Here is a 21,535-nt window from a genome sequence, read left to right on the forward strand (position 1 = left end):
ATATGAATCCGGATGTTGTGTAATCTATATTGAGGTTTTAAAGACCGAAAACCTGCCATACCTGTTGCTGACCTTTATTCCCTTGACATGAAAACTATCCATATTATACGCATTCGGCTATTATTCCAGCGTTACCGGAGGATAAAAAATGTGGAGAGATAAGGGTAAAACATTCGGTAAATTGTCAACACGGGCAGTTCATGCCGGAGAGGGAAGGCTTAAATATGCGGATTCCCTGACAACGCCGATTGTCCAGACTTCGACATTCACCTTCAAGGACAGCAAGGAAATACAGGCCTATACGAAAGACAAAAAGGAAAGGTTCGAATACGGCAGATACGGCAATCCAACCGAGAAGATAGCTGAACAAAGACTTGCCGATTTGGAGGGCGCTGAAGACTGCGTCGTGTTCTCATCAGGCATGATGGCGATAACAACCACGATCCTTTCACTTGTACATACCGGAGACCACATCATAATGACTGACGACTGCTATAAGAAGACGCTTGAATTCTGCAACAAGTATCTCAAGCGCTTCGGTGTGGAATGCACGATAGTTCCATTCGGTGATTATGAAATGCTGGAAAAAGCGATAAAGGCCAATACCAGATTCATATTTTCGGAGTCGCCCACTAACCCGTATCTTAACGTGTTCGACCTTGAGAAATTCAGGGACATCTGCAAAAGGCGCAACCTGATTTCCATAATCGACAGTACTTTCGCCACCCCCTACAATCAGAGACCTATAGAATTCGGAATCGATCTCGTTATTCAGAGCGCAACCAAATACCTTGCCGGACATAACGATATATTGGCAGGCGCGGTCCTCGGATCGAAAGAACAGCTAGATAAAATCCGGGCGCTGCACAAATCCATGGGAGGTCTCATCGATCCACACTGCTGCTATCTGCTGCTGAGGGGATTGAAGACGTTTCCTCTGAGAGTCAGGCAGCAGAATGAGAGCGCATTAAAAATCGCCGGGTTCCTTGAATCTCACAACAAGGTACAGAAGGTCTATTATCCATTTCTGCCCAGCCACAGGCATTATTCGATAGCCAAAGCGCAAATGACCGGCGGAGGTGGTGTGGTTTCCTTCGACATAAAAGGCGATCTCGAAACGGCTAAACGCTTCATGGATGCCCTCGAAATGATTTACATAGCACCGAGTCTGGGCGGCGTGGAGACTCTTATCACTCATCCCGCCATAGTCAGCTATTATGACTATTCAAGGGAAGAACGGTATGAACTGGGCATAACCGACACCCTGTTCAGGCTTGCCGTGGGTATCGAAGATACTGACGATATTATACGTGATCTTGATAATGCCCTTGGTAAATTGTAAAGCTTTGAAATAAATACTGCCCGCATAACGGGCAGTCCATGCCTTATATGGGGGACTTCCTGCTCTTATCCTACTTTTTTTAATTAAGCCTTACCTGGACGCTAAAAAACACTTTTATACATGGATATATTAATGTAATGATTTGCAGGATTCTCTTTTCTGTTACTTTAAACAAATTCAGAGGAGTTGGTTATGTCCAAGGCAAAAATGAGTACCCGTGATCTGATTACACTTATAATGCTGTTTGCAATGACAACGATTCTTTATGCAGACCAGAGCATCATGTCAGCAATACTTCCCGAACTTTCAAAGACCTTTAATGTTGATGAAAGCACGCTGGGTTACATTAATTTCGCTTTTGTGGTTGTCGGGGCTATCATGAGCCTGACTTTCGGTTATCTGGCGGACAAGCAATCTCGCAAAATGCTTTTCGTAACTGCAGTTCTGATTGGTGAAATTCCTTGCATCCTGACTGGAGTGGAATTTGTTACACCGGATATTTATTGGTTTGCCGGTTTGAGAATCCTTTCCGGAATCGGACTGGGGGCATTGTTCCCGATTACACATTCAGTCCTGGCTGATTATTTCACCGAAGAACACAGGGCATTTGCCGCTGCCTGGATGGGAGCCGCTTGGGGTATTGGAAGTGCCCTTGGAGTAATGGTTGCCGGTTATCTGACAAATGTGAATCTGTTCGGTCTGGGTTGGCGAATTGCATTTATTATAATCGGTGTTCCCAATATACCTATTGTTCTTGCTTTCTGGGCGTATGCGAAGGAACCTGAACGGGGAAGATCAGAGGAAGCCCTGGAAGAACTCATTCAAGAAGGTGTGGTATATAAACAAACCATTAATATGCAGGACTTTAAGGTCATTGCCGCAAACAAGACAAATCTATATACCATGATACAGGGAATCCCCGGATCTTTGCCATGGGGTGTTTTCGGATTTTTTCTTATCACATACCTGAGAACCGTCAGGGGAGTTTCACTGGAAATGGCTACAACCATCTTTTTCATTCTTGGACTAGGGTCCACAATAGGAGGAGTATTCTGGGCCTATATCGGAGACAGATTATATAAGAAAGACCCGAGGTATATGCCTATGCTTTGTGGTGTGGTAGTGCTTATCGGAATAATTCCAACGGCTTTGATATTGAATATAACGATGAACAACACCATTTACATGGTTTTCGGATTCATAACAGGATTTATAGTATCAGTGGCTGCTGCAAACTATAAAGCCATTCTTATGAATGTAAACAAACCGGAGAACAGGGGAAGCGTTTTTGCAGTTTCGAACATTGTTGCAGACAATATAGGAGCTGGCGTCGGAACACTGGTTGGATCACTGCTGATTTCCAAAGGTTTTGAGTCAATGATGAATTCAGCTACATTACGCATAAATGATATTCTGAATATTCAACTGGTCTATAACGCTAAACAGTTCATGATGAATTTTGCAATTGCATGGTGGATTCCCTGCGGAATACTTTTCCTTATGGCCGCAAAATATATAACCAAGGACAGGGACGCGCTTCAGTCATATCTTGCGGAACAGGCAAAGATAATGGAAAAGGAAACGGCCTGAGAAGTATGGCAGACACTGAATAATGAATTATATTATTTCTTGATGAGAAATAAGAGGAGATTGCGATGGCAAGGATTAAAATGAGCAGGCAGGACAAGTTCACGCTGGTCATGCTTTTCTTCATGACTACTATACTCTACGCCGATCAGCTTATCATCAACGCTATAATCCCTCAGCTTTCGGCTGAATACCACGTGAATGAAAGCAAGGTCGGAATGGTCGGCTCCGCATTCATCATTGTGGGAGTCATCATGAGCCTGACCTTCGGATACTTTGCCGACAAGGCTTCCAGAAAAGCGCTTTTCATCATCGCAATCCTAGTGGGAGAAGTCCCATGCGTCCTGACAGGAATAAAATATTTCACCCCGGACTTCACGAGCTTCGTAGCAATGAGGATATTATCCGGAATAGGCCTGGGAGCGATTTACCCGCTTTCCCATTCGATACTCTCCGATTACTTCAAGGAAGACCATCGAGCGGCTGCATCGGCCTGGATGGGGACGGCCTGGTCGGTCGGAGGGCTTCTCGGGGTAAATATTGCAGGATTTTTTACAAATGCGGAATGGAACACCCTGGGGTGGAGATTGTCGTTCATCATTATTGGTGTGCCGAATATACCGGTTGCACTTTTGTTCTGGGCCTTTGCCAGGGAGCCGGAACGCGGGAGGACGGAAGACGCCCTGGAAGAACTTATCCGTGATGGTAAGGTTTACAAACAGACCATAGGGTTGAAGGATTTCAAGACCATTTTCACGAATAAGACCAATATATTCACTTTGATCCAGGGCATTCCAGGCACTATCCCATGGGGCGTGCTCACTTTCTGGTTCATTGCATATTTCGAGGCATACCGGAAACTTTCCAAGGAATCGGCAACTCTTATGTTCGATGTTCTGGGAGGTGGGACGCTTGTCGGAACAATCGTATTTGCATATATAGGGGAGCGTCTTTACAGAAAGGATCCGAAATATATGCCTATATTGTGTGGAACGGGGATCATCTTCGGGATAATACCATCGGCAATCCTGATCAATATGCCGAACTCCAACATGACCCTTTATATGATCCTTGGGTTTCTGACCGGATTTTTCGTATCTGTGGCAGGGGCCAACTATAAAGCGATCCTCATGAATGTCAACAAACCTGAGAACAGGGGCAGCGTGTTTGCGGTGTCAAACCTTACGGATAACATCGGCATGGGTCTTGGACCTCTGGTGGGAGCTCTGCTTCTGCCTTATGGCTATCAGCTGATGGTCAATTTTGCGATCGTATGGTGGTTGCCATGCGGACTCCTTTTCCTGCTCGTATCGAAGTTCATCGATAAAGACAGGCTTGCCTTAAGGGCTTATCTTGATGAAAAAGCAAGGGCACTTCAAGAAGGAAAAGAATAGTAAACATACAAGTTTGATTTATCTGCAGCAGTGTATGTAATTAGCGAGATCTGCTTACAGAAATCTTTTCACAAAATGAAGCTATCCTGCATTTCGAGCAAAACGGGCTTACTGGCATGCATAGATTCTGGCCATAGGGTACAAGCAGGTTGTTTATTTCCTTCCAGTATTTTCTAGGCAGTTTCTCTCTTAAGGCCATTTCGGTTTCATCGGGATTTTTTGTTTTAACATAGCCCCAACGATTGGTGATTCTGTGGACGTGGGTGTCCACACAAATTCCCATTTTATCGAACCCGAGAATCAATACGAGATTTGCTGTTTTCCTTCCTACGCCAGGCAGTTTCAAGAGTTCGTCAAGGGTATCCGGCACCTTGCCATGATACCTGTCCGTAATTATTCCGGAGGCCTCAATAATGTTTTTTGCTTTTGTATGGTAAAAACCGACCGGGAATATGGCTTTTTCAATTTCTGCGATAGACAACTTGATCATCTTATCCGGTCTGTCGGCAATTAAGAAAAGCTTCCTGCTGGCTGCATCCGTTGTAGAGTCTTTTGTCCTGAGGCTCAGTATCGTCGATATAAGAACTTTGTATGGTTCATGTTCTCTGGCTATTCTGCCGACTATCGGCTCCTGCCATGCCGATACCATTCTTCTGAGAATGTTGAAGGCCTTGCCTATATTAATATTGTCCATAAAAATCTTTTTACAGATATTCCAATTTCTGCTCAATCGATTATATTGTTTCCCGGGTGAAATTAAATTCAGAGACTGAGGAAAAAATTTCCGCATTAATCCTGAATTAAGTTAATTTGAACACCTTTAACCTTAGTAACTATATGATAATATAGTTACATTTTAATATTGATTATAGGCATAGTTCGTGCAAATAAATATTGTTGATGTTATACAATATTTTAAATACTGGGATTCACGGGGGACACGATTGATGGAATACATACATTCAAGAGATTCAATAAGTAGAGGACCGGAACTCAATATCCTTCCTTATTTTGCCAGGACGCTGCCCGAGCTTCTAAGAAATTCCATAGTCGTAGGTCCGGACAGGGGTGTGATCTTTGTTGATGCAGATGGAACTGAAACAAAGCTATCATATAAAAATCTGCTCGAAGACGCATCAAAGGTTTTAACCGGTCTTAGATTGAACGGTTTAGAGCCCGAAGACAAGGTTGTTTTACAGATTGAAAATGACAGGCTCTTCCTGACAGTTTTCTGGGGAGTTGTTCTGGGAGGCGGCATCCCGGTGCCTCTTGCTCTCCCGAACAGTTTTCCAATAAGCGAAGGCTCGGAAAAAGTTGCAAATGTATGTGCTCTTATCGGGGATCCCTTTATTGTAACGGACAAAGCTCCTTCAGAATATAAAGATATTGTTTCAAGGTCCGTATTGCTGGCAGATGAGTTGACGGTAAACATTCCCGCACAGGATTATCATAATCCGGACCCTGATGATATTGCTTATATACAGTTCTCTTCGGGATCAACAGGCGATGCCAAAGGTGTAACCCTTACACACAGGAACATACTTACCAACATATATGCGATACTCGAGGCCTCTACCAACCAGGAGCAGCTCGCTTTACGAGACGAACTCTTAAGCCATCCTTTAAAAGAATATAACATCCCATACAGTGTGTGCAGCTGGTTGCCATATTCGCACGATATGGGGTTGATCGGATTCCATCTTACACCTATGGCAGGAAGCATGCTTCAGATAAAAATGTCGACCACGACCTTTGTAATCAATCCGACATTAAATCTTATCCTGATAGATAAGTACAGAGTAACGCAGATACCGAGCCCTAATTTCGGTCTTCTCTGGATGCTTTACATGATTAAGGACGAAAGCATAAAGGGAATTGACCTGTCGTGTATCGAGGTCCTTTTTAACGGGGCAGAGCCGATATCGCCTCTTGCCGTAAGACTGTTTATCGACCGATTCAGACAATATGGTTTTAATCCGAAAGCCATGTTTCCTGTATACGGTATGGCAGAAGCAGCACTTATGGTTACCGCGCCACCTATGGGCACGGATATTCTGTATCATATGCTGGACAGGGAATCATTTACAAAAGAACATGTTGCGATTGAGGCAAAAGCGGATCTTCCTGTTATTGAATTTGTTGATGAAGGTTATCCTGCTATGGGAATGGAGCTGAGAATTGTCGATAATGAAGATAATGTGGTCAAGGAGGGGACTGTCGGCCATATACAGATCAAGGGGCCGAATGTAACGAGCGGTTATTATAAAAAAGAAGAATTGAATTCGGAGCTCTTCTGCGACGGGTGGCTGAGGACAGGCGATCTCGGTTTTCTGCTTAACGGAAGACTGACTGTTACAGGACGACATAAGGATGTCATATTTGTGAATGGTCAGAATTATTATTCGCATGACATTGAAGAAGAGCTTCAGCAGCTGCCTTTTGTCGGCTTTAAAAACATGGTGGTCTGTGGTGTGACCGATCATTCCAGAGGCACCGAGAGCATTGTGCTTTTCATCAAGACTAAAAAATCCAAAGAAAGCCTTATCGAATTGCTTGGAAAAATTAACAAACATCTTGCGAACAAGATAAGGGTTGGCATTGAATCCATTGTCCCGATGCATGATATACCAAGAACCACAAGCGGCAAGGCCCAGAGATTTATACTCAGGGAGAGATATGAAGCCGGTGACTTCAGGGACAGAGAGGCAAAAAGGCTTGAACCGAACATTTACAATGAAAATGTCCCCAAGGTTGTGCAACCGCCATTAAAAAGAGAAGGGGTATCAGCCAGAAAGAAGGATTTAAACCTAAACGGTTTGATAAATGACCTTCCTTTTGCAATAGCTGAATCAAAAGTCCACCAGTTTCTTCCCCAGGTCGTAAAGAATCTGCCACAGGTATTGAGGATCGCATGCACTATAGCACCGGATTCAGGTATCCTGCATGTCGATGAAAATGGTAATGAGCACCTTCAGACATATGCAAGCCTTATGAACTCGGCCGAGAAAGTTCTACGGGGATTAAGGGCCCATGGATATAAACCTGGAGATCAGGCCATCCTGCAAATCGAGAATTCCGACGAATTTCTTGTAGCCTTCTGGGGAATAATCCTTGCAGGAGTAATACCGGTTCCTTTACCTATCCCTGGGACATTCCCCATCAGTGAGGGTATGGAGAGGATAACAAAAGTTTGCGGCGTACTGGATAAGTTCTGTATAATTTCGGACCAGCCTGAAAGGTCTTACCGCTCTCTTGGAAAAGTCGATTTTCTGAGTATCGAAGAACTGCTTACATATGAACCTGACAAGAATCACCACAATCCGGATACTGACGATGTCGCATATCTCCAGTTCTCTTCAGGCTCTACAGGCGATCCGAAGGGCGTAATGCTGACACATTACAATCTTATATATACTATAGATGCCTCGGCGAAATGCATGTTTGATGTCAGAGGAAACGATATAAGGCCGACTCTCGGATATGGTATCCACATATTGAAGCATAAATTTGGCAGAAACAAAGGTGTCGGCGGTTTTGCAAAACTTCTGAATAAGATATCCATGAGCGGTCTGGGTGAAAAAATAAGCTCATCAAAATATGGCAAATATATTCTTGATACGGCGCTCATATTCAGCGGCATCAAGGTTTCCGCATATACGGATATGCGGATAGATGAGATAAAGATCGTAAACTGGATGCCTTATTCCCATGACATGGGGCTTATCGGCTTCCACCTTGCCCCTACCATGGGAGGAATGGACCAGATTAAGCTTGAACCGAAGACTTTTATTCAGAAACCCGCACTTTTCTTGAAACTGATTGACAAATACAGGGGAACACACGTTCCGTGCCCTAATTTTGCTGCTCAGTGGCTGACAACGCAGGTGGATGACGATGACATAAAGGGTATAGACCTTTCATGCATAAAGTCTCTAACGAATGGTTCCGAACCGATTTCACCGCTGGTTTCAAGGGATTTTATAAAAAAATACGAAAAATTCGGACTGGATTCCAGGTCGATGTTCATGTGCTATGGCATGGCTGAGGCATCACTTCAGGTAACTGCCCCGCCGGTATTTACTGAACCTGTTTTCCATAAAGCGGATAAGGATGTCTTTTTAAAGGATCAGATAATACTTCCAACAGTTTCTGATGAAGACAGTATTGAACTTACAGATGTAGGTGGACCTGTTGCGGGTATGAAAATAAGGATTGTCGATGACAACGATAATCTTGTCCATGAATTCACGATTGGACATATCCAGATTCAGGGCCCGAATGTTGTCAAGGGCTATTACAACAATGAAGCGGCCAATAAGGACCTGTTCTGCGGAGAGTGGCTCCGTACAGGCGACATGGGTTTTATGAAAAACGGCCGGATAACAATAACAGGAAGACGCAAGGATATAATTTTCGTCAACGGTCAGAACCTGTATGCCCATGATATCGAGGAACAGATTAGACGTGTTCCGGGTATGGCATTCCGTGAATTTGCGATTGCAGGCCTCAGAGATCTGGACAGTGACAGCGAAAAGATCATTTTTTTCATCAATACAGCAGAGTCAATAACATCCCTTTCATCTCTTCTCTCCAGAATAAACGAAAATCTTGTATCAACGATCGGTATCAAACTTGATTTCATAGTGCCTGTTCCAGAAATACCCAGGACGCCAAGTGCGAAGGTCAAACGCTACAGTCTCAGGGAACAGTTCGAAAAGGGCATGTATGAAACCGTTGTATCGGTAAATGATATCGGCGAAGTACTCGCTGCTTCAAGAGACGAAAAGGGATTTGAACTTACAGCGGTTGAGCAGCGTATTATCGAGATATGGAGGGATGTCCTTGGTATAGATGCAATATCAAAATTCGATAACTTTTTCGATCTCGGAGGCAATTCCCTTCGTGCTACGAAAGTCACTTCGAGACTTAGAGAGGAATTCAGTATTGAACTCGGATTAAAGGTCATCTTCGAACATCAGACGGTTGAAACGCTTGCAGAAGCAGTTGAATCTTTGACTCGGACGGAGAGGGAGAAGTTTCCCGAGATCAAACGCCTGGAAAAGGCAGAATATTACGAACTGTCTCATGCCCAGAAAAGGCTTTGGCTGCTTGATAAAGTTGTTCCAGACAGCCCCTTCTACAACATTCCCGGAGCGGTCCTGATTGACGGTGTTGAACTTGATTTTGCTGTACTTAGGGATTCGCTTCAGGCCGTCGCTGACCGGCATGAAACGCTGAGAACGGTTTTCGTGACCGTTAATGACGAGCCGGTACAGGTTGTAAATGATTCATTCAAAGTTGAAATGCCGGTGTACGACCTGAGACATGAAGAGGGTAAGGAAGAAAGGCTTCAGGCAATAATATCTGAAGAAAAAGTAAGGCCTTTTGATCTGGAAAAAGGCCCGCTGTTCAGGGTTATGATTATAAGGCTTTCAGAAACGAAGAATGTGTTCATGATAGTAATGAACCATATCATCTCGGACGGATGGTCCATGTCGATACTTGTCCAGGAGGTTATCGGAAATTATCTGGCGCTGAATTCAAAGTCACCGTCACCCTATTCCGAATTGCCCGTACAATACAGGGACTTTGCCTTCTGGCAGAACAGACTGCTGGAGGGTGAGGGCATAAAAGTACAGGAAAAATACTGGCTTGAAAATCTGTCCGGAAAGCTGCCCTTGCTTAATCTGCCCACAGACAGGCCCAGACCCGCCATCCAGACTCAGAATGCGGGTACGGCAAGAATAAAGATTGATCAGAAGACTTTAAACGGCATCAAGGAGCTTGCAAGAAAAGAAGACGTGACAATGTTCATGCTTACCCTGGCCCTTTTCGATGTAATGCTTTCAAAACTTTCAGGCCAGGAGGATATTATAATTGGTGCACCTATTGCCGGCCGCAACAATTCCCAGATCGAACCTCTGATAGGATTCTTTGTGAATGTTCTGCCCATGAGGATTGACCTTTCCGGGAACCCTGATCTTTCAGAGCTTCTGAAACGCGTTAAGAAAACAGCAATTGGCGCCTATGCAAACCAGGAGTACCCGTTTGACAGGCTCGTTGAAGTTCTTAACCCGGTGAGGGATCTCAGCAGGACTCCAATCTTCGATATCACGTTCGAATTCCGCGAGGCATCGGCAAATCCGTTTGCCGGTTCCGGGATATCGGGAATAACAATAAAGGATGTTACGGGAGACGATCCGAATTCGAGGTTCGACATGAGCGTCACCGGTTATGAGGAGCCTGACGGAATAACGATGCGCTTCGAATATAATGCCGATCTGTTCAAAAGAGAGACCATCGAACGCTTCATGGAATACTATAAGCATATAATTGAAGATGTGCTTATGAATCCTGAGAAGCGCATTGCTGACATAGAAATGCTCTCCTCTTCCGAGAAAACACGGATTCTAAAGGAATTCAACGAATCCGCATTTCCCGTACCAGAGGGTGAGACAATGCCTTCGATCATCTCTGCGAAGGTAAGGGAATTCTCTGATCGTCCTGCAATTATTTTTAAAGATGAGGAAATAACATATGCCGGCGTTGATATTTTATCAAACAGGGTTGCGACATTTCTTATAAGCAAAGGTGTTGCACCAGGTGACATGGTGGCCATACTTTCAAACAGATGTCCCGAAATGATCATAGCGTGTCTGGGTATCTGGAAAGCAGGTGCGGCCTATGTGCCCATTGACCCTGATTATCCTTCTGAAAGAATCCGGCTGATGATTGAAGATTCAGGTGCAAAGGTATTGTTCCTGCAGAGAGATCTTTTAAACATGATACCTGAATGCGGTATCGTAACAGCAGCTCTGGACAAGGGATCAGAAGTCTGGCAGTCATCAGGCAACGCCCCCGATATTCATATCAAGCCTGATATGCTTGCTTATATAATCTATACTTCCGGTTCTACGGGCAGACCTAAAGGAACCATGATACCGCATAAGAATGTAATCAATTTTGCATTGTGGTACAGCCGGTTTTTCAATTTCACTGAACATGACAGAGGCACCAATCTTTCCGGTGTTGCATTTGATGCAACCGTTCTTGAAATATGGCCTTGTCTTGCATCCGGTGCCTGTATTGTATCACTGGACCGCCGTCTCGGAGAAATGATGCCGGAAGAGCTTGCACAATGGATGATAGACAAGAAAGTCACCAAGACTTTCATCCCGACAAAGCTTGCAGAAATATTTGTGGGTATGGATTTTGAAGGGCTTTCACTGAATCTTATGACTACCGGCGGAGACAGATTGAGCTTTGTGCCGAGACATCCTTCATATGCCTTATTCAATGTGTATGGTCCGACCGAAACAACGGTTCTGTCGACCTATATGGATATCAGCAGATGGAACAATGAGGACGGCAATCCGCCTATCGGCCGTCCGACAGGCAATACACTGATATACATTCTGGACAAATACCTTAAACCGGTTCCGGTTGGTGTAGTCGGACAGATATACATCGGCGGAGCAGGCGTGGGCAGAGGGTATTTTAACGATCCCGAAAAGACAGCAAAGTCTTTCATCCCTGACCCGTTCAAAGGGGGGGAAGCCAGGATGTATGCATCAGGCGACCTCGGCAGATGGCTGCCGGATGGTAATATAGATTTCATAGGACGTTCTGATTTCCAGATCGAGATAAGGGGCTACAGGGTTGAGATGGGAGAGATAGAAGCGGTCCTGTCATCACATGAGCAAATCAGGGAATGTGTTGTCATCGACAAGAAGGATTCGGAGGACCAGATAAGGCTTGCTGCCTTCTATCTGGCCGAATCTCCTTTGTCCAATGAGGAGTTACATTCATATCTGAAGATTTACCTGCCTCATTATATGATACCTTCTCAGTTCATATACCTGGAAAGCCTCCCGATGACGCCGAACGGAAAACTGGACCGTGAAGCCCTTATCAGAATGGTCACACTTGAAGCAAGCCAGACTGAATATATTGAACCTCGTACAGAGACCGAGCGCCTTCTCGTTGATATCTGGAAGGACATACTGAATGTCGAGCGCATAGGGGTCATGGATAATTTCTTTGACCTAGGCGGCCATTCGTTGAAAGCCACTCGTGTAATGTCGCGCATAAAAAGTTCACTTAATGTCGATGTACCTTTGAGGGTTATGTTTGAACAGCCGACAATCAGAGATCTGGCTCTGGCAATTCAAGGAATGAAATCGGGAGAATCAGTTTCATCGGATATCCCGGTACTTGAAAAAAGGGATTATTACGAGATATCAAATGCACAGAAGCGGTTATGGTTCCTCGACAAACTTATACTTGATCCTTCCTCATACAATGTACATGCGGATGTACTCCTGGAAGGAAAACTTGATACCGATGTCTTAAGAAAAGCTTTTCAGGCGGTTGTTGATCGTCAGGAAGGACTCAGGACTACATTCTCAACGGTTAACGGAAGACCTGTCCAGGTAATAACAGACAGGCTTGAAGTCGAGATGCCCGTTGTTGATATGACAGGTAAAAGCGAGGATGGGCCCGAGGTTAAACTCGTTATTGATCTGGAAGGCGCCTATCATTTCAATCTCGAAAAGGGCCCGCTTTTCAGGATCAAGATGCTGAAGCTGGGTGATGACAAACATATTCTCATGCTCACAATGCACCATATAATTTCTGACGGATGGTCGCTCGGCATACTCCTAAGGGAGGTTGCTGCGGAATATGCGGCTTTCATCAATAATGCCGAATCGGTGCTCCCGCCTCTCAAGATACAGTATCGCGATTTTTCCGCATGGCAGAAAAGCCTGCTGGAAAACGGCTTATTAAAAGACCAGGAAGATTACTGGGTGAAAAAACTGGGAGGGCCGCTGCCTTTCCTTGACCTTCCTGTTGACCGCCCGAGGCCTCCTATACAGACAAACAACGGTGCCGTTCATACGATAAAGCTTGATGAGACACTTACTCAAAATCTCAGAAATTGTGCAAAAACTCAGGATATAACTCTGTTCATGCTTCTTCTTTCATCTTTCGGGGTATTGCTGAGCAAATTGAGTCAGCAGCAGGATATAATAGTCGGTTCGCCGATAGCCGGACGGAATCATCACGATCTGGAAGAGCTTATCGGATTTTTCATCAATACACTGGCGCTTCGCATGGATATGTCCGGCGATCCGGAATTTAACAAACTGCTTGCCCAGGTGAAACAGACCTGCCTTGATGCCTATGCAAACCAGGACTATCCGTTCGACCGTCTTATAGACATCCTTAATCCTACTCGTGATACCAGCGCCACGCCTGTTTTCAACGTCATGTTTGTCCTTGAGAATGCAACTGATGACCTGAGCGAGGCAAGACTGGGAGATCTGAGGTTTAAGAACATTACACATGATCGTGGCGTAGCAAAATTCGATATAACCCTGATTGCTTCAGAAGAAGCAGGTCTGATAAAGATGCAGTTCGAGTACAACACTGACCTGTTCAATAAGGAAACTATCGAGAGATTCGGCAATTTCTATGTCAAACTGCTCAATGAGATATCGGCTGATCCAACAAAGAAACTGAGCGCCCTGGACATTCTTGACGGTGCCGAGCTCAATAAAATCCTTGTGGAATTCAATGCTACTGATTCATTTTATCCGAAAGACAAATGTCCATATGACCTCTTCGAAGAACAGGTAAACAAGACTCCCGATAAGACGGCCGTTGTATTCGAAGGCAAGGAGCTTACCTACCGCGAGCTCAATGAGAAATCAAACATGCTTGCGCGGTATCTGCGTGCCAGGGGTGTGGAGAAAGAAGTAAAGGTGGGTCTTCTTGTCGAACGTTCAGATGACATAATCACGAGCGTTCTTGCCGTTCACAAGGCGGGTGGTGCCTATGTGCCGATGGATCCTGCATATCCTAAGGCCAGACTCGAATATATGCTGGAGGATTCAAAGAGCCCTGTTCTGATTACTCAGAGCCATCTGCTGGAAAGGATTGCCAACTGTCCGGCAACCGCCGTATGCCTTGATACTGACTGGCCGGAAATTTCAACAGAGAGCGGAGATAATCTGGAGCCTGTCGCAGGTCCGGAAAATATTTCGCATCTAATATACACATCCGGTTCAACCGGACTTCCTAAAGGTGTCATGATTGAACACCGCAATGTAACCGCCTTTTTATACTGGTGCCTTGAGGAATTCAGCTTCGATGAATATGAGGAGATGATATTCTCAACCTCGATGTGTTTCGATCTATCTGTCTTTGAAATGCTTCTGCCTTTGATAACAGGGGCAAAGGTCATTGTGCTCAGAAGTTCGCTTGACCTTGATGATTATTTCAGTTCAGGCAATACCGCCACTATGGTTAATACCGTTCCTTCCGCCCTTAAACACCTCTTGAACATAGCAGGAAGAAAGCACAGGATAAAGGCTGTAAATCTTGCAGGAGAGCCTCTCAAGCTTGATCTGGTCAAAGAGGCATATTCCAAACTTGACGTTGATATGGTTCGAAATCTTTACGGACCGACTGAGGACACCACATATTCGACAAATTTCCGTGTTAACAGGAATTTCAACAGGCAGCCGCTCATAGGAAGGCCCATTTCAAACACGAAGGCATATATACTCGATAAGCATATGAAGCCGGTACCCATTGGCGTCAAAGGAGAAATATATCTCTCCGGCCACGACCTTGCCAGGGGGTACTGGAATGCCCCGGAAAAAACCGCGCAACGCTTTATCCCCAATCCATTCAGCAGCGAGTTCTGTCCTTATATCTACAAGACTGGAGACCTGGGAAGCTGGCTGCCTGACGGCAATATTGAATTTCACGGACGTGTAGATTACCAGGTGAAAATCAGAGGCAACCGCATCGAAATGGGTGAGATCGAAACGCGGCTTTCAGAACACCCTTCGATAACCGATGCTGTGGTTATTGACAAGGACGATGCGGAAGGGAACAAGTACCTGGCAGCCTATTATGTGGCTGACGAAGATATATCGGTCACTGATCTGCGCGCCTATCTGAAAGAATCGCTTCCCGACTATATGATTCCTTCACGTTTTATCTTCATGGAGAGTCTGCCGTTGACTCCGAACGGAAAAGTCGACCGTAATGCATTGCCTGAGCCCGAAGGCCTCCGGCCATCGGTCGAATCAGAATATGTTGCGCCAAGGGATGAGATTGAAAAGATACTGGCTGAAATATGGCAGGAGATCCTGGGAATCGAGAAGGTCGGAATCTTTGATAATTTCTTCGAACTCGGCGGCGATTCCATAATAAGCCTCCAGGTGGTCAACCGTCTGAATCAACACGGTTACAGGCTGCATCCGAAGGATATACTTCAAAGACAGACAATAGCTGAACTTTCGAGTGCTGTGGTCGCCATCGAAACCGCTTCTGCCGAGCAAGCGCCAGTAAGCGGTGTTTCACCTCTCACACCTATCCAGCACTGGTTCTTCAATCAGAATCCTGAAAATGAAAACCATTACAATCAGGCCCTGCTATTTGTGTCGAAGGACCGCCTTAACGGGGGCGACATACTCCATAAGGCCCTGCAGGGAATATTGGATCACCATGATGTTCTGCGTTCCCGTTTTATTGATGGTGAACAGAGAATAGAGGGCCTTGGTGAAAAAGTGAACTTTATTACAAAAAAGATTGATTCCGAAGACGTTCTGGATGAAGAGATCGATAAAGTTCAATCTTCACTGAACATCAAAGAGGGCCCTGTATTCCGTGCGGCTCTGTTCCAGGCTCCTGAGAACGATTATCTGCTGCTTGTTGCCCACCATCTTGTTGTAGACGGGGTATCCTGGAGAATATTGCTTGAAGACCTGCTTGACGGTTCGGCAAAGGCCGCTACAGGTCAGGAGATCGTGCTGCCGCCGAAGACCACTTCATTTATGGAATGGGCCAGCCGCCAGTCAAAATATGCCGGTGAGGAAAGGGTCCAGAACGAGCTTGAATTCTGGAATAATGAAATCAGTAAAATAAATCCTGATATTCCGCTTGACCATGACAGTGGTGTAAATAATGTCGAATCCTCCGATTTCGTCCGTTTCGACCTCACGCATGAAGAAACGGATAACCTTTTGAAGCATGCACATCATGCATACAATACCGATGTGAATGATTTGCTTATTACTGCTTTGATGAGGGTAGTGCTGTCATGGACGGGAAAAACGGATATGGCCTTTGATCTGGAAGGTCATGGAAGGGAAGATGTAATATCAGGTGTCGATATTACGAGAACCGTCGGATGGTTCACCACTCTGTTTCCTGTAGTACTGAAGACTCCGGGAAACGAGCTTTCATCTCAGATTAAATATGTCAAAGAGAAGCTCCATACGATTCCTTTCAAGGGTTTCAATTATGGAGTGCTTAAACATCTTTGCGGTAAGGATCTCAATTCCGGCTCGCTTATCAGTTTCAATTATCTCGGACAGATAATTGCGGGAAGCGCAGACGGATCGTTCAAGCTGGCGAGGACAAATGTACCGCATGTGATAGCGGGCAGGAACAAAAGGGCTTTCCTCATCGATATCATTGCGATGGTTATGGACGGAAAATTGAGAATAGACTGGATTTTCAGCAGAAACAAACACCGCCGGGAAACGATTGAAGGGCTTACCCGGATGTTCAGAAATGAAATTGTAAAGGTGGTTGAACACTGCATGAATCCGGACAGTTTTGATATCACACCTTCGGATTTCGGTCTTGCAGGTCTGAATCAGGATGAATTAAACAGACTGTCCGATTTTGAATGAGGAGATTGTAATGTCATATCTGACGAAGCAGAACATAGCAGATATATATCCCTTATCGCCCATGCAGCAGGGCATGCTCTTCCACACGCTGTATGATTCGGAGACTTCCGCTTATTTCGAACAGTTCAGCTGCAGGATTGAAGGGCCTCTGGATCTGCCATGCCTTGAGAAGGCATGGAACCACCTCATCGATGCATATCCGGTTTTCAGGACCGTCTTCAACTGGAAGGACACCTCAAAACCTGTTCAGATCGTTTTGAAGAAGTATCCCATTGTCCTTGGCGTCCACGATATTAAAGACCTTGATGAAAGTTCCCAGAAAGAATGGATCAGGGATTTTCTTGCAAAGGACAAGGCCTCCTCATTCGATCTTGGCAAAGGGCCTCTTATGAGGCTGAATGTAATTGAACTGGGGCATAATGTTTACTATTTTCTCTGGAGTTATCACCATATACTTCTTGACGGCTGGTGTCTTTCTCTTATCATGAGCGATTTTTTCAGCTCTTATACCACTTTGAAATCAGGTCAGCCTTTGTCCCGCATAACACGTCCTCCTTATAAGGAGTATATAGCCTGGCTTTCCAGACAGGACAGGAAAAAGGCCGATCAGTTCTGGGGTGAATATCTGAGGGATTTTGATACTCCGACTGCCCTGCCATGCGACAGACCTCATGAGGGAGGCCTAAACGTAAAAGAAATACAGCTGGAACTCAGTGAAGAGACGACAAACAGGCTTGAGGCATTTGCCAGAGAACAGCGCACAACACTGAGCACCGTTATTCAGGGTATCTGGGCAGTGCAACTGAGCCGCTACAGCGGAACCGATGACTGTGTTTTCGGCATAACCGTTTCAGGACGGCCGCCCCAGCTTAAAGGTTCCGATGCCATGGTCGGCCTGTTCATAAATACCCTTCCGGTAAGGGCCTTGATTGACAGACAGAGCACCTTTTCTTCGTTTCTGAAGAAATTCAAGGAAAGTTCAACGAGCGTAATGGAATACGAATATTCGTTTCTGCCAGATATACGTGCATGCAGTGCGGTTTCACCCGGCATGAACCTGTTTGACAGCATTATAGTCTTCGAAAATTATCCCCTGGACACCTTTGCCGTCGGTTCCGATATGAAGGTATCGGATATCAGCGCTAAAGAGGCGACAAACTATGATATCTGCATTGTATGCGCACCCGGAAAGAAGCTCGTTCTGAAATACCTCTATAACGAGGAAAAACTGTATCCTGAGAGTATGGAGCGTATCAAAGGCCATACCCTGACGCTCATCAGTGAGGTGCTGAACAAGCCTGATACACCGCTTTCAGAGCTGGAGATCATGACACCCGAAGAATATGAGCAGGTCGTCACCGGTTTCAACTCTACCAGAAGACCATTCCCTGAAGATAGGTGTCCATATCAGCTCTTCGAGGAACAGGTTTTGAAGACACCTGATAATATTGCAGTGAGCTTTGAGGGCGACTCCATTAATTATAAAGGGCTCAATGAACGTGCCAACAGACTGGCGCACTATCTAAGGTCGAAAGGTGTCGGGCCGGAATCCAAGGTTGGTCTCATGGTAAGCCGCTCAATCGATATGCTCGTGGCAATCCTCGGGATACATAAGGCAGGCGGGGGTTATGTCCCCATGGATCCCGAATATCCCGGAGCAAGACTTGAGTACATGCTGGAAGATTCCGAGAGTCCCGTGCTTGTCACGCAGAGCTTCCTTCTTGACAGGATAACGAACCGGCCGGGCAACATAGTGCTGCTTGACAATGATTGGGCTGAAATCGAAAAGGAAAGCCCGGACAATCCGGAACCGGTTGCCGGGCCGAAAAACCTGTCCCATCTGATATATACTTCCGGTTCGACCGGTGTCCCGAAAGGTGTCATGATCGAACACCGCAATGTAACGGCATTTCTTTACTGGTGTCTGGACGAGTTCACCTTCGATGAGTATGAAGAAATGATATACTCGACATCTATGTGTTTCGATTTGTCAATATTTGAGATGCTGCTTCCTCTGACAACGGGAGCCAGGGTGATCGTACTGAAGAGTTCACTCGATATCGATGATTACCTTAGCGCCGGAGGAACCGTCACCATGGTCAATACGGTTCCGTCAGCACTGAAGCATCTGGTAAATATTGCCGGGAAAAGGTACAGAATCAAGGCGATATGCCTTGCAGGTGAGCCACTCAAGCTCGATCTGGTAAAAGACGCCTATGCCAGGCTCGATGTGGATGTAATAAGAAACCTCTACGGCCCGACCGAGGATACCACATATTCCACGGGATTCAGAGTCCCAAAGGATTTTGACCGTCAGCCCCTTATCGGAAAGCCTCTGTCCAACGGCCAGGCTTATATACTGGATAAGAACCTGAAGCCTGTTCCCATAGGCGTGCTTGGCGAGATATATCTATCAGGCGCCGGGCTTGCGCGTGGGTACTGGAACGCACCCGAAAAAACCGCTCAGCGGTTTCTTCCGAATCCGTTCAGTACGGGTGAGTATCCTTTTATCTATAAAACCGGAGACCTTGGACGATGGCTTTCAGACGGCAATATAGAGTTTCACGGAAGGGTTGACTATCAGGTAAAGATACGTGGAAACCGTATCGAGATGGGTGAAATCGAGGCCCGTCTGGCTGAACATGAAAAGATTTCCGATATTGTTGTTATTGATAAGGATGACAGGGAAGGGAACAAGTTCCTCGTTGCCTATTATGTAGCCTCAGAAGAGCTGTCAATTTCGGAATTAAGGGCATTTCTCAAAGAAAAACTGCCCGACTATATGGTGCCGTCACGCATGATAAGACTGGAAAGCCTTCCGCTTACACCAAACGGCAAGGTGGACAGAAAGGCGCTTCCCGAGCCTGAAGGCATGCAGCCTCAGGTTGAAACGGAATATGTCGCACCCAGGGACAAGCTTGAACAGCTGATTGCCCAAATCTGGCAGGAGGTCCTTGGTGTTGACCGTATAGGCATTAATGACAACTTCTTCGAACTCGGCGGTGATTCCATCATAAGTTTACAGGTTGTAAGCAGGCTGAAAAAAGATGGCTATGAAATAAGGCCGCGCGACATATTCGAGCACCAGAGTATTGCCGAACTTGTAACGGTTGTCAAACATGCGGCCTCTGCTGTGGCGGACCAGGGTGCGGTTGTCGGCATCGCGCCTTTGACGCCTGTCCAGAGATGGTTTTTCGAACTGCCGCTTGTCAACAGGAATCATTTCAACCAGGCATTGATGTTTAAATCAAACATCAGACTGGATGATGAAAAACTGAAGAAAGCGCTTCAGGCTATCATCGACAATCATGATGTCTTAAGGGCCCGTTTTATGCCCGATAAACAGGAGTTCATGCCTATTGGGGCGGAGGCGAAACTGACGGTTAAATCCGTATCCGATGAGAACATGGACAATGAGATAAAAGCCTTGCAATCATCGCTCGACATAGGAAAGGGGCCTTTAATTGCGGCAGGACTTTATCATGCGCCGGGGTGTGACTATCTTTTGCTTGCGGCACATCATCTTGCAATCGACGGCGTATCATGGAGAATTTTGCTGGAAGATCTTTTTGAAGGATATGCAGCCTTATCAGACGGCAAGGCAATTAAACTTCCGGCCAAAACGACCTCTTTCCTGGAGTGGTCCATAAAGCAGGGCCAATATGCATCAGGCAAGGATGTACAGAAGGAATCCGGCTTCTGGGAAAAGAGCCTGGCAGATTTGAAAGTTGATCTGCCTCTGGATATTGATTCAGGACCCAATATCATGGAAACTGCTGATGTTGTAACAATTGATATTGATGAAGAAACGACAGGATATCTGTTGCGTGATGCTCACAAGGCCTATGGCACCGAGGTGAACGATCTGCTCATAACGGCACTGATGCAGATAATTTGTAAATGGACTGGCTCAAAGAGTATTGCGTTTACGCTTGAGGGGCATGGCCGGGAGGATGTTATCAGCGATGTGGATATATCCCGTACGGTCGGCTGGTTCACCACGATGTATCCGGTGGTTCTAAATTGCCCTGAATCAAACGACCTTGGGGATCATGTGAAATATGTCAAAGAATGCCTGCATACAATACCTTTTAGAGGGTTTAATTTTGGAGTCCTCAAATATCTCTCCGGCAGGGACTGGCCTGTCAATATGGGCATAAGCTTCAATTATCTGGGGCAGCTTGCTGCATCCGGGCTAGGGGGAGTTCTTGATCTTGCCAGGGCCGATGTGCCCTTTACCGTGGACGGGCGAAATCCTCGTGCAAATCTGATTGATATAATCTGTGCGGTAAAAGGATCACAGCTCAGTATCAATATGGTCTTCAGTACAAATAAACATAATAAAGAAACAATCATGAAACTTGCCGAAAAATACCGGGAGGAACTGGTTAAGATTATCAGCCATTGCATGAAACCTGAGAGTTTTGATGTCACACCATCTGATTTCAAACTTGCCAAACTGGATCAGGAGGATCTTGACAACATTTACGAATAGACGG

General features: G+C 45.6%; 6 protein-coding genes. 5 read left to right on the forward strand and 1 reads right to left on the reverse strand.

Going from position 1 to position 21,535, the window contains the following annotated elements; genetic code table 11:
• The first annotated feature begins 148 nt into the window (after nucleotides 1-148).
• The 3 genes from VIS94_06025 (at nucleotide 149) to VIS94_06035 (ending at nucleotide 4,323) form a co-directional block, all read left to right on the forward strand.
• Nucleotides 149-1,342 (forward strand): PLP-dependent aspartate aminotransferase family protein, encoded by a 1,194-nt coding sequence (locus VIS94_06025; protein ID HEY9160623.1) that lies wholly within the window; start codon nucleotides 149-151, stop codon nucleotides 1,340-1,342.
• A 192-nt stretch (nucleotides 1,343-1,534) separates the two neighbouring features.
• A complete protein-coding gene (locus VIS94_06030) occupies nucleotides 1,535-2,932 on the forward strand; it encodes an MFS transporter (protein HEY9160624.1) in 1,398 nt (465 codons plus the stop codon).
• 65 nt (nucleotides 2,933-2,997) lie between these two features.
• Complete coding sequence (locus VIS94_06035) at nucleotides 2,998-4,323, forward strand: MFS transporter (protein HEY9160625.1); 1,326 nt, start codon at nucleotides 2,998-3,000, stop codon at nucleotides 4,321-4,323.
• Between the two features lie 40 nt (nucleotides 4,324-4,363).
• On the opposite strand, the gene nth is transcribed toward VIS94_06035, so the two are convergent.
• Nucleotides 4,364-5,017 (reverse strand): endonuclease III, encoded by a 654-nt coding sequence (nth, locus tag VIS94_06040; GenBank protein ID HEY9160626.1) that lies wholly within the window; start codon nucleotides 5,015-5,017, stop codon nucleotides 4,364-4,366.
• Nucleotides 5,018-5,270: 253 nt separating this feature from the next.
• Here nth and VIS94_06045 point away from each other — a divergent pair, with 253 nt between their 5' ends.
• Entirely contained in the window at nucleotides 5,271-17,036 is an 11,766-nt protein-coding gene (locus VIS94_06045; protein ID HEY9160627.1) for an amino acid adenylation domain-containing protein, read from the forward strand.
• A 10-nt stretch (nucleotides 17,037-17,046) separates the two neighbouring features.
• Nucleotides 17,047-21,531, forward strand: a complete 4,485-nt coding sequence (locus VIS94_06050; GenBank protein ID HEY9160628.1) for an amino acid adenylation domain-containing protein — start codon at nucleotides 17,047-17,049, stop codon at nucleotides 21,529-21,531.
• Nucleotides 21,532-21,535: the final 4 nt, after the last annotated feature.

The organism is Desulfomonilia bacterium (assembly GCA_036567785.1).
Lineage (GTDB): Bacteria > Desulfobacterota > Desulfomonilia > UBA1062 > UBA1062 > DATCTV01.

Excerpts from the sequence above, each read along its gene's own strand:
- VIS94_06025 (HEY9160623.1), top strand. The coding sequence starts at position 149 with ATGTGGAGAGATAAGGGTAAAACATTCGGTAAATTGTCAACACGGGCA.
- VIS94_06030 (HEY9160624.1), top strand. The coding sequence starts at position 1,535 with ATGTCCAAGGCAAAAATGAGTACCCGTGATCTGATTACACTTATAATG.
- VIS94_06035 (HEY9160625.1), top strand. The coding sequence starts at position 2,998 with ATGGCAAGGATTAAAATGAGCAGGCAGGACAAGTTCACGCTGGTCATG.
- nth (HEY9160626.1), bottom strand. The coding sequence starts at position 5,017 with ATGGACAATATTAATATAGGCAAGGCCTTCAACATTCTCAGAAGAATG.
- VIS94_06045 (HEY9160627.1), top strand. The coding sequence starts at position 5,271 with ATGGAATACATACATTCAAGAGATTCAATAAGTAGAGGACCGGAACTC.
- VIS94_06050 (HEY9160628.1), top strand. The coding sequence starts at position 17,047 with ATGTCATATCTGACGAAGCAGAACATAGCAGATATATATCCCTTATCG.